The 10745-nt window shown below is 64.3% G+C and carries 13 protein-coding genes; 12 read left to right on the top strand and 1 reads right to left on the bottom strand.

The genetic code is table 11. The features are described 5' to 3' along the window. Positions 1 to 187 precede the first annotated feature (187 nt). From ASF40_RS04080 to ASF40_RS04045, 9 genes are all read left to right on the top strand, one after another. Positions 188 to 988 (top strand): glutamine amidotransferase, encoded by an 801-nt coding sequence (locus tag ASF40_RS04080; RefSeq protein ID WP_082496865.1) that lies wholly within the window; start codon positions 188 to 190, stop codon positions 986 to 988. A 116-nt stretch (positions 989 to 1104) separates the two neighbouring features. Next, on the top strand, positions 1105 to 1443 hold the full coding sequence (locus tag ASF40_RS04075; protein WP_056366964.1) for a hypothetical protein: 339 nt from the start codon (positions 1105 to 1107) through the stop codon (positions 1441 to 1443). A 212-nt stretch (positions 1444 to 1655) separates the two neighbouring features. Continuing rightward, positions 1656 to 2585, top strand: coding sequence for an MOSC domain-containing protein (locus ASF40_RS04070; RefSeq protein WP_056366962.1), 930 nt, complete (start codon positions 1656 to 1658; stop codon positions 2583 to 2585). A 28-nt stretch (positions 2586 to 2613) separates the two neighbouring features. Continuing rightward, a complete protein-coding gene (locus ASF40_RS04065; protein WP_056366961.1) occupies positions 2614 to 3600 on the top strand; it encodes a PDR/VanB family oxidoreductase in 987 nt (328 codons plus the stop codon). Positions 3601 to 3631: 31 nt separating this feature from the next. After that, the gene (locus ASF40_RS21035) at positions 3632 to 3919 is read left to right on the top strand and encodes a MoaD/ThiS family protein (protein ID WP_056366959.1); all 288 of its coding nucleotides are present in this window, start codon (positions 3632 to 3634) and stop codon (positions 3917 to 3919) included. Between the two features lie 4 nt (positions 3920 to 3923). Beyond that, complete coding sequence (locus tag ASF40_RS04055; protein ID WP_162239843.1) at positions 3924 to 5108, top strand: HesA/MoeB/ThiF family protein; 1185 nt, start codon at positions 3924 to 3926, stop codon at positions 5106 to 5108. Between the two features lie 12 nt (positions 5109 to 5120). Beyond that, positions 5121 to 6170, top strand: coding sequence for a GTP 3',8-cyclase MoaA (gene moaA / locus ASF40_RS04050; RefSeq protein ID WP_056366955.1), 1050 nt, complete (start codon positions 5121 to 5123; stop codon positions 6168 to 6170). Then, complete coding sequence (locus ASF40_RS20790; RefSeq protein WP_082496863.1) at positions 6167 to 6661, top strand: hypothetical protein; 495 nt, start codon at positions 6167 to 6169, stop codon at positions 6659 to 6661. Before moaA ends, ASF40_RS20790 begins: the two co-directional genes overlap by 4 nt. Then, positions 6571 to 7029, top strand: a complete 459-nt coding sequence (locus ASF40_RS04045; protein WP_056366953.1) for a molybdenum cofactor biosynthesis protein MoaE — start codon at positions 6571 to 6573, stop codon at positions 7027 to 7029. The genes ASF40_RS20790 and ASF40_RS04045 overlap by 91 nt, the downstream gene beginning before the upstream one ends. 51 nt (positions 7030 to 7080) lie before the next feature. Here ASF40_RS04045 and ASF40_RS04040 read toward each other — a convergent pair whose 3' ends face one another. Then, a complete protein-coding gene (locus tag ASF40_RS04040) occupies positions 7081 to 7914 on the bottom strand; it encodes an inositol monophosphatase family protein (protein WP_056366952.1) in 834 nt (277 codons plus the stop codon). 109 nt (positions 7915 to 8023) lie between these two features. Here ASF40_RS04040 and ASF40_RS04035 point away from each other — a divergent pair, with 109 nt between their 5' ends. From ASF40_RS04035 to ASF40_RS04025, 3 genes are all read left to right on the top strand, one after another. Further along, on the top strand, positions 8024 to 8467 hold the full coding sequence (locus ASF40_RS04035) for a nuclear transport factor 2 family protein (RefSeq protein ID WP_082496861.1): 444 nt from the start codon (positions 8024 to 8026) through the stop codon (positions 8465 to 8467). Positions 8468 to 8541: 74 nt separating this feature from the next. Beyond that, complete coding sequence (locus tag ASF40_RS04030; protein ID WP_056366948.1) at positions 8542 to 9516, top strand: acetamidase/formamidase family protein; 975 nt, start codon at positions 8542 to 8544, stop codon at positions 9514 to 9516. Positions 9517 to 9621: 105 nt separating this feature from the next. Beyond that, positions 9622 to 10674 (top strand): substrate-binding domain-containing protein, encoded by a 1053-nt coding sequence (locus tag ASF40_RS04025; RefSeq protein ID WP_056366946.1) that lies wholly within the window; start codon positions 9622 to 9624, stop codon positions 10672 to 10674. Positions 10675 to 10745: the final 71 nt, after the last annotated feature.

Raw genomic sequence — 10745 nt, 5'->3', positions numbered from 1 at the left:
CGAAGCCATGCGCCAAATCATCTTCGGCATCATCGTCCTCACCCTCGCCTGGGTCTACGTCCGCATCTCCGGCCAACGCACCACCTAACCCCCATGATCAGCTGCCGGCGCTCCAGAGCGAGCAGCCGAGCAGAAGTGACCAGGAGGCTCGACCACACCCACACACACACATCTAGACGACACAGCCATGCACAAGCACGGGCGCCGCACGAGCGCGGCCGCCCTCACACTAAGAAAGCAGAAAATGAAGATTCTCTTGGTCGGTGAAACCTGGGTGATCGCGGAGACGCACATCAAAGGCATCACCACATACGGCACCGGATCCTCGGTCAACGAGGCTGCCCCCCTCATCGACGCGCTGACCTCGGCAGGGCATGAGGTCGTCCACCTCGGAAACGATGTCGCTCTCGCCGAAGTGCCGAGGACTGTTGAAGCCATCTCGCAGTACGACGTCATCCTCTTCAGCGACGTGGGAGCCGACAACCTGCTGCTGCACCCGGACACACTGGTACGGGCGCAGCGCACCGGAGACTTCCTTGGACTCCTCCGCGACCACGTCAGCGAAGGAGCCGGTTTCGCGATGATTGGTGGCTGGATGTCCTTCTCCGGCCGTGAGGGCAAGGCGCGCTACTACGGCACTCCCGTTGCCGACGTACTGCCTGTCACCATGCTCGGGTACGACGACCGCAACGAAGCGCCAGCCGGAGTCACCCCCCACGTCACTGCCGAGTCGCCGATCATCGACGGCTTGTCGTCGGAGTGGCCATGGTTCCTCGGCTACAACCGGGTCCAAGCCAAGGCGGACGCCCTCACTGTGCTGACCTTCGACAACGACCCGCTGCTTGTCACCGGCGAGTACGGACGAGGTCGAAGCGCTGCATTCACCTCTGACTGCACACCGCACTGGGCCGGCAACTTCGTCGAATGGCACGGCTACGTCAAGTTCTGGGATCAGCTCGTCCGCTGGCTCGCGGCCGCTCGAGCCTGAGAACGTCTGACTGCGCTGCGCCCCTTGCGTCACGGCAAGAGGGCGCAGCGCACCTCACATCACAATCAAACCGACCCGATCTGCTCACGTGCCGATCGCGATGAAAGGAGCCCACCATGCCCACCCAGGTGTTTGCGACATATCGTCTGCGTGCAGAGACAGACGTTGCCCAGTACGAGGAATGGTCTCGGACAGTGGACCAGCCGATCTGCCTGCAAGCAGAATCCTGCCTGTCCTTCGAGGTGTACGTGGTGAAAGGCGGAGACGCTGACAGCGCGCCCTTCAACGTCATCGAGGACATCGTCGTCGAAAGCTGGGAAGCCTGGCAGGACACGCTCCGATCCGACGATCTGGCCGAGATGATGGCCCAGTGGCGACAGCTCGCCGACGAGAGCACCCTGGTCACCGTCTACTGCGAACGGATCCAGCCCACCGAGTCGGATCCCCAACTGTAGGCGGCGCGGGCGATGATAAAGTCACACCGTACCTCTCGAGCGGCCATCCGCATCGAGGGAAGGACTGCGAAAGCAGTCGGGGCTACCTCATCGGCGCCCCGCAAACGTGGAGAACGCCCGACGTCTCACGTAGACCTTCCTCGATCTCGCCGATCCAGGTACTTTCTGCGTCAGGGTAACGGACGTCTCCTCTCCGAGCTGAGGGAATCGAAATGACGTCGGCCAACGCATCATCCGCGACCCCATCGACAAGCGTGGGCACCGTCCAGCGGATCTTCCGGTACCCGGTGAAGTCCATGCTCGGCGAAGAGCTGACCAGTGTCCAGGTCGATGAGACAGGGGTGGTCGGGGACCACGTCTGGGCCCTCGTCGACGTGGAAACCGGCAAGCTCGGAAACGCAAAGAACCCGCGCAAGTGGGGGCACCTGCTGAAATACCGTGCTGAGTACATCGAAGAGCCGGTCAGAGGCGAACCGCTGCCGCCCCTACGGTTCACCTTCCCCGACGGCACCATCGTGCTGAGCACCGATCCGCTCATCGACGACAAGCTGTCAGCTTCGATCGGAGTCGAGGTCAGCCTCAAGCGCATGGACGAGGTTGAGTCGACGACATCCGAGATGATCTGGCTGGACATGCTCGGTGACACCTCCTTCTCCGAGAAGGGGAAGGTCAATGAGCGTGGGGAACTGCAGATTGACTTCGACCTCGAGGCCCCGCCGGGCCGATCGTATGATCTCGGGCATCTGCATATTCTGACGACTTCATCAATCGCGCACGCACAGGAGCTCAACCCTGCCGGGAACTTCGACCCGCGACGGTACCGGCCCAACTTCGTGATCGACACCACCGGAGACGGCTTCGTCGAGGCCGAGTGGTTCGACAAGACCCTCACGGTGGGATCCGTGTCGTCGGTAGTCATGATGAACGCCGTCCGATGCATCATGACGACGCTCTCCCATGGAGAACTTCCCGTTGACCGCGGGACGCTACGGACACTCGTGAAGCACAACACCAAACGGGTTGAGCCGATGGGCGACTGGGCCTGCTTCGGCGTCTACGCCGAGGTCACCGAAGTGGGGACTGTCTCGGTCGGGGCTGTCGCCACCGTCACCGACCGTGAGCCCACCCAAGCCAGCGCCTGAGCAACTGAACCCTATAGGAGACACTTCCATGGTCAATTCACAGTCGGCCGACTTGTCAAGCGTGGCGGACGCTGAGCCTCTGGTGCGGCTCCGCGTCGCAGAGCACAAGGTGGAGGCGGGCAACGTTGCGATCGTGACGCTCGAGCCGTTCGATGACCGCCCGCTGCCCTCCTGGACTGCCGGCGCACACATCGCCGTCCGAGCCGGAGACACCGGTATCGTCCGCGAGTACTCGCTCTGCGGGTCTCCGCGGGACAGAGGACGCTGGACAATTGCGGTCCGACTCGCTGAGGACAGTCGTGGCGGCTCCCGCTATGTGCACGAGCAGCTCGCCGTCGGTGCTGAGGTTCTGGTGAATCGGCTCTCCAATCACTTCGAGTTCCGGCCGACCGCGCGCCCATGTTTCATAGCCGGCGGCATCGGGATTACACCGATCCTGCCCATGGTGGAGGCGGCGAACCGATACGGCGCCGATTGGAACCTGATCTATATCGGCCGCGACCGGGAACACATGCCGTTCATGGACACTCTCGAATCGTACGGCGACCGCGTCACTATCATCGAGAGTTCCGTGAGTGGCCGGCCGAACGCCGCGCAAGTCGTCACCGACAACGCCGGATCGCATATCTTCTCTTGCGGGCCAGAACCGCTGCTTGATGGTCTCTCCGCAGCGAGTACGGCCATATCGGACGTGACCCTGACCGTCGAGCGGTTCACCCCGCGGACAATCGAACTGCCCGAGCACGAGATCCCGTTCGAAGTCATCGTGAACTCCACTGGCGAGCGAGTACCGGTGCAGCCGGACCAGTCGACGCTCGCGGCGCTGCTGGCGGCTGGCGTGCGCGTTCCCAATTCCTGCGGCGAAGGCACCTGCGGATCCTGCGAGACGGTCGTCATCGATGGTATTCCGGACCACCGAGACTCCATCCTCAGCGAACAGGAGCAGGCGGAGGGCGAGTACATGTACGTGTGCGTGTCACGATCCCGCACGCCTACCCTCACCCTGGACCTGTGACAACACCAGTCCCCGACGGGAGGCCTCGCCGATGACGAGATCGACCGAGGAGGTCGCGGATCCGACCGCATCGCACGGTTCAGTTGCGGTCGACCTTCGCTTCTTCGCGGCCGCAAAAGCGAGCGCGGGCGTATCCATCGCGAGGTGGGATGTGCATCCCGGCGACACCATTGAGCTGCTGATCAGACGAAACGGGTTCGGAGACGATCCGGTCTTCCTGCGCAGCGCGTTCCTCGTCAACGGGAGCCATGCCACCGCCCAGGTCCACATCCACCCTGGTGACAGCATCGACGTGCTGCCGCCTTTTGCGGGAGGGTGACGACATGACCGACGTCGGCCTTGACCACGATGTCACTCCCCTCACCCATGAAGGCGAGACGACTCGCATCCCACTGCGGCGACCGGTGGAGCGCGATCTCACGCCCGCCGAACGTCGCAGGTACGCGAGGCAAATCGCGATGCCCGAGTTCGCAGTCGACGGGCAACTCCGGCTCATCTGCGCCCGCGTCCTCGTGATTGGCGCAGGAGGCCTGGGCTCGCCGGTCATCGACTACCTCGCGCGCGCTGGCGTGGGCGAGATAGTCATCGTCGACGACGACGCGGTCGTGGAGTCGAACCTGCACAGGCAGACCGTGCACAGCCAGTCGAACATCGGCATGTCGAAAGCGGTGTCGGCGGCTGAATGCGTAGGAGCTGCGAATCCCCTCGTGAGGGCCACGGTTCGCGATGAACGGTTGACCTACGCGAACGTAGATCGACTCGTAGCCGAGGTCGACCTGGTCATCGACTGCACCGACAACTACGAGGCCCGCTACCTCATCGCTGATGCGACCTCACGCGTCGGCGTACCCTGCATCTGGGGAGCGGTCCTCGGAGCGGTTGGGCAGGCCTCCACCTTCTGGGCGGCGGCGCCGACCGGCGGGGTGACCTTAAGGGACCTGTATCCCGACGAGCCTCCTGCGACAGAGCTCAACTGCGCAAGCGTCGGTGTGCTTGGACCACTGTGCGGCATCGTCGCTTCCTGGATGGCAGCGGACGCCATCAAACTGATCGTCGGCTTTGGTGCACCGATGCTGGGGCGCCTTCTCGCCTTCGACATGGACGACGGCACGGTGACTCAAATTCCACTGCAGTCGTCCATTAAGACACGAACGCCAGCATCGGCATCCTTGGTGCGTCCACTCTCCGACGAGGTCCGCTGGGTCGAACCTGCCGAGTTGGCAGCCGAGCTTGCCAGCGCGTCCAGTCTGACCATTGTGGATGTCCGAGAGGAAGTTGAACGCGAGATCGCACAGATCGACGGGTCGATCCTCCGCCCTATCTCCGACCTTGACGACGCCATCGGGACGATTCCACCCGGACCACTGGTCGTGCACTGCCACTTCGACGGCCGCGCAAGAAGCGCCTACACGGTCTTGCGTGCGGGCGGGCGAGACGATGTGCGGGTCCTGCGGGGCGGCATTGACGCCTGGGCGCGCGAGGTCGATACCACCCTCGCGCGGTACTGAAAGGCTCAGGCGATGACTTCACCTCATCCTCAGAGGACCGTGAGTCTTATCGACCGGTTTCAACGGGTCGCGACGGACCTGCGTGTGTCTGTGATCGACAAGTGCAATCTCCGTTGCACCTATTGCATGCCGGCCGATGGTCTCCCGTGGCTTCCGAAGGCGATGCTGATGACCGCCGACGAGATCGCGCGCTTGGTGCGGATCGGTCACCACCAGCTGGGCGTGAAAGAGCTTCGGCTCACGGGCGGAGAGCCGCTGGTCCGCAGAGACCTCGAGGAGATCGTGGCTCAGGTGCGTGCCGACTGTCCGACCTTGCCGATCTCCATGACGACTAACGCTGTGGGCCTGGACCGCCGTGCCCGGTCACTTCTCGAAGCGGGCATGACGCGGCTGAACGTCTCACTGGACAGCTTGAATCCTCACACCTTCCAGGAACTAACGCGTCGGCCGTTCCTCGATCAGGTGCTGGCCGGGCTGCGCGCCGCAGATGCCGCGGGCTTCGCGCCGGTCAAGATTAACGCCGTGCTCCTGCACGGTGTAAACGACCATGAAGCACCGCAGCTGCTGGAATGGGCGCTCGAAAGCGGGTACGAACTCCGATTCATCGAACACATGCCGCTGGACGGCGACCGGGCCTGGCGACAGGACCGAGTGGTCGGCTCGGCGGATCTGCGCGAAAGCCTCAGCCGGTTCTACACTCTGCACCCGGTGTCGGAGAGCCGGGGTGGCGCACCGGCAGAACTGTTCGATGTATTCGACCGCCCCGGGACCGGCCGTTCCCTCGGCAGAGTCGGCCTGATCTCCTCGGTGACGGAGCCGTTCTGCGCAGCCTGCACCCGTACTCGTGTCACGGCAGAAGGCCGCGTGCGTTCCTGCTTGTTCTCGCATGAGGAGACGGATCTGCTTTCCCTGATCCGCGACGGAGCCACCGATTCCGAGGTCAGCCACGCATGGCGGGACGCGATGTGGCGAAAGCCACGCGCGCACGGCACAGATCGCGCCGGATTCACACGTGAAAGCTTCGTCCAACCGCAGCGCACGATGAGCGCAATCGGCGGATGAACCCTCCGCACCTCCCATCGGCCGACGCATTCTCGGGACGGCCCGTCGCCGAGCATCGTGCCGCCGTCGATGCTCTCGTCGCGTCCATCCCCCGCGGGAACGAACGTCTCCCCATCGATGACCCGGACATCTACCGTGGCCGCTGTCTTGCCGCTGACTTCATCGCACGCTCTGCTCTCCCGCCATTCGGCAACAGCCAAATGGATGGTTTCGCGGTGCGCACAAGCGCTATCGCTCACGCCGAACCCGGCACGCCGGCTGTACTTCGCCGACACAGTGCGAGTCTCCGCAGGAGAGCTCGTCGAAGCATTGCGGATCGACATCTGACACCGCTGGCGGCACCCCGGTCACACGCGGCGCCGCAGGCAGCCCCCATTGGTCGAGTTCGGAGGAACAACTCATGGCGCAGGTCCCACTCACCCCAGCAAACCCCGCAACTCGGGTTCGAGGTGCCTTCCTCAGCGACGAGCCGATCTCGTCAAGCCTGCTGAGCGCGGATGTGAGCGCACCGACAGCCGGCGCATGCGTGTCGTTCGACGGCGTGGTGCGCGATCACGATAACGGCCGGTCGGTCACCGGGCTGCAGTACTCCGCGCATCCGACCGCCGAGACGGTGCTGCAGTCGGTGGCACTGCAGATCGCCGCAGACCACCCGGAGGTCTCGCTCTCCGTGGCGCACCGGGTGGGGGCGCTGACAGTGGGGGACTGCGCGCTGGCCTGCGTGGTGTGGTCCGCCCATCGCGGTGATGCGTTCCGCGCTTGCATCGCGCTGGTGGACGGCATCAAAGCGAACGTTCCGATCTGGAAGGAGCAAACGTTCACCGACGGCGGCACGGAATGGGTGAACTCCATCGACTAACGACGCGGCGGGCGCACAGAGCTGGTCGGGCAAGGGAGCGGCCAGCCCTGTTCATCGCCCGGCGCTGTCCGCAACGCTCCGACGCCATGCCGCCCACATCTCATCCGCGACGGCGGGTGCCGCCACTAGCAGCCCTGTGGATGGCAGCCCTCGCGTGTCACCGTCAACACCCATCAGCCGATACCTGCCCTCACTCGCGATGACGATTCCCGCCGCCAGATCCCAGCTGTTGTGGCGAGCGGGCAGGATCGTCGCGGCGGCCCGGCCGAGCCCGGCATGTGCGAGAGCGAGCGCACATGACCCGATGATCCGGACGGTTACCTGACTGCTCGTGGTCCAGTCGAGGAACTGATCGAATCCGGCCCACCGGTGATAACCGCCGGACCACTCCGTGAGCAGCACTTGGCCCGCGAGCGTCGCTGTGTGAGTCGGGATGCGGGCCAACTCACCATTGACTCGCACTCCGAGGCCGCGCGCTGCCGACACTGTCTCATCGCGGTAGATGTCGTGCACCGCACCGATCGCGGGCCCGACGTCGTCGACCGCGCCGATGCTGACGGAGACGTTCCCGAGCCCGAACACGAAGTTGGTCGTCCCATCTATCGGATCGATGTGCCAGACGAGGGGAGACGCGTCGGCATCGCCGTGCGGGGACAGCTCCTCCCCGATGATGGCATGGTACGGGTACCGAGACGTGATCGCGTGACGGATGCGAGCTTCGCTCTCGACGTCGATCGGAGTCACCCAATCTGCCGCGTGAGCTTTCATCGTGGCGTCCGCCGGATCCAGGGCTGCACGACGCGCCTGCCTCCCGACCTCCCGTGCGAGCCGCTCAGCAAACTCGAGCATTTCGGAGAGGTCGCCGCGGCCGGTGAAGTCGTCCACACCGCTCGTGCGCGGGTGGCTGGAACGCGTCATGGGTCGCCCTTTCGTGGCCGGTCGCCTACCTGAGATAAGGCTAGACGTGGTAGTCATCTGGTCATATGATGATGGCATGACTACTCAGACACCCGCCCACGCAGCGCCCACCGAGCGCCGTAGCCCGATCAGCTCCGGCGAGTGGACGGACTCCGACCTTCGCGAGTTCCTGGACGCCTTCAACCGCCACGACATCGACCGCATCATGGAGTACTTCGCGGATGACTGCGTGCTCGAGACGCCCCGTGGCGAGAACCATTGGGGCAATCGCTACGAGGGACACGACGCCGTGCGCGAAATCCTCACCTACCGATTCGGCTGGCTGCCCGACATGCACTACGGCGAGGAAGAACACTTCGCGATGGGCAAGTTCGGAGTCTCCCGCTGGGTGATCACCGGCAACTCTGTCGAGGGCGATCGCATCGAAGTCCAGGGATGCGACCTCATGGCCCTCGACGACAGGGGCTTCATCTCGCACAAGGACTCTTACTGGAAGATCATTCTCCCCAGCGGCCGATAGGCCGTGCGATGCAGCGGCTCGACCAGGCCGCAGCAGAACCTCAACTAATCACTTCCAGCAGATTGGAGCACATTGTGAGTGATGTGAAGCGGATCTCGCGTGAAGACGCGACCTCCTACGAATACGCAGTGAAAGAGCCGCAACTGCGCGTAGCGCAGGGCGAGCCCTTCGTGATGGAGACGCGTGACGCGCTCAACGGACGCATCCGGAAGACGACCGATCTCCTGAATGAGGAGACCCTGGGGCACATCTTTACTGACGGCTTCTCCAACCCGTCCGCCGGCCCCGTCTTTGTGGAGGGCGCCGAGCCCGGCGACACACTTGTCGTCGACATCCTCGACATCGTCCCCGGTCCGGTCGGCTTCGTCGCCACCCAGGGCGGCGTTGGCGCGCTCGTCGGCAGCAAGTACGCCGGCCTCGCAGAGCCTTACACCGAACTGGTCGAGCACCGCCCGGGACCGAGCGGTACCACCTCGGACGGCACCGCCCATCTCACCAACGGCACGAGCTGGCCCCTCGAGCCCCACATCGGCGCACTGGGGCTCGCCCCCAGGCGTCCCGAGCAGGGGTTCGACACGTTCACCATGCAGAGCCGTTTCGGCGGGAACCTCGACGTCGTCGACATTAAGAAGGGGCACCGGATCTTCTACCCGGTCGCTCACGAGGGCGCGCTGCTGTACGTCGGCGACGTGCAGGCCAGTCAGGCGACGGAGTTCGCTGGCTCTGCGGATGAGACCGAGGCCGATGTCACCCTGGCGTGCTCGGTGATTAAGGGTAAGCAGCCCCCGTTCGTCCGGATCGAAACCCCGACCCATCTCATCCAGCTCGCCTCGCAGCGGCCCTGGGAGGACGCGGTCCGACAGGCGCACCTCTGGCTGCTCGACTGGCTCGTGGAGGACTACGGAGTCGACCCCAAGGATGCGGTGACGCATTTCAACGGGAACGGGGGCGTTCAGGTGCGGGTGTACTGCACCTACCTGAGCGAAAAGACCAAAGGCGCCGTTGGGGTGCAGTTCCCCAAGGCCAGCCTGAACAGCTCACAGCAGTAGTACCGGGCGATAGGCGGCCGTGCCGCTGCCCACCCCCGACACCACGTCGGACAACCCGAACGGTTCCTCGCACGGCGGGGACCATAAGTACAAGGAAGTACGAAGATGAAGAAGTCTCGTGCACTGGGCGTCCTCATTGGAGGGCTCGTCCTCACTTCCCTCGCAGCGGCGGGGTGCAGCAGCGGTGGAGGAACCGCCGCCTCTGCCGGCGACGGGGAAGACTCGCAGCTCGTCGTAGGTATCAGCAACACGCTGGCCGGCAACGGCTGGCGGGAAGAGATGATCTGCTCGATTAAGGCGGAGGCTCTTGCCAGTGGCCAGGTCTCCAAGGTGATCACCATCAGCAAGAACGGTGGCCCGACCGAGCAGATCCAGGATCTGCAGAACCTCGTCTCGCAGGGTGTCGACGTCCTTATCGTCAACCCGTCGGACCCTGAGAAGCTGAACTCGATCATCGCCGAGGCCAACGCCCAGGGCATCACGGTTGTGGCTGTCGACTCCGCTGTCACCGCGCCGGAAGCGCACGTCGTTACGAATGACCAGGTGGCGTGGGGCGAGCTCGAGATGCGCAAGCTGGCTGAGATGATCGGCGGCGAGGGCGACGTGCTGTACATGCGTGGCATCCAGGGTGTTCAGGCTGACATCGACCGTGACACGGGCGTGAAGGCTGCGCTCGAGGACTACCCCGGCATCAAGCTCAAGGAAGTCTGGACCGGGTGGGACTACACCAAGGGCGGTGAGATCGCGGTGCAGGAGTTCAGCGCCAAGCAGTACGACGCGGTCTGGACCTCCGGCGTGGAGTACACGGTCGTCAACGCTCTCAAGACCGCCGGCGCCGACGCTGTGCCCGTAGGTGGGCAGGAATCGAACGAGTTCGTCAAGCAGCTCACCGAAGGCGCGCAGGGTGTAATCGTGACGAACCCCGCCATCATCGGCGGCGCTGCCCTCAACGTGGCGCTGCGGGTCGCAGGCGGCGAAGACGTCGAGCGCGATGTCAAGCTCACTCCCGAGGTGTTCACCCCTGACGAGAACGCCGAAGAGATCGCCAATCTCTATATCCCCGGCCAGGACCCGACGTTCATCACAACAACTGAACTCGACGGGCTGACCTCGTTCACAAAGGACCAGCTGCTGGCGTGCAAGGGTCCGGGCGAGTGATCGCTGGGGTCTGAGCACATCACATAAAGGGGCGGCCGCGGTCGATGCCGGGGCCGCCCCCAACCCCACCG

Origin of the sequence: Microbacterium sp. Leaf288 (genome assembly GCF_001422925.1) — a bacterium.
GTDB lineage: Bacteria > Actinomycetota > Actinomycetes > Actinomycetales > Microbacteriaceae > Microbacterium.
This window is presented reverse-complemented; position numbering and strand designations above follow the sequence as displayed.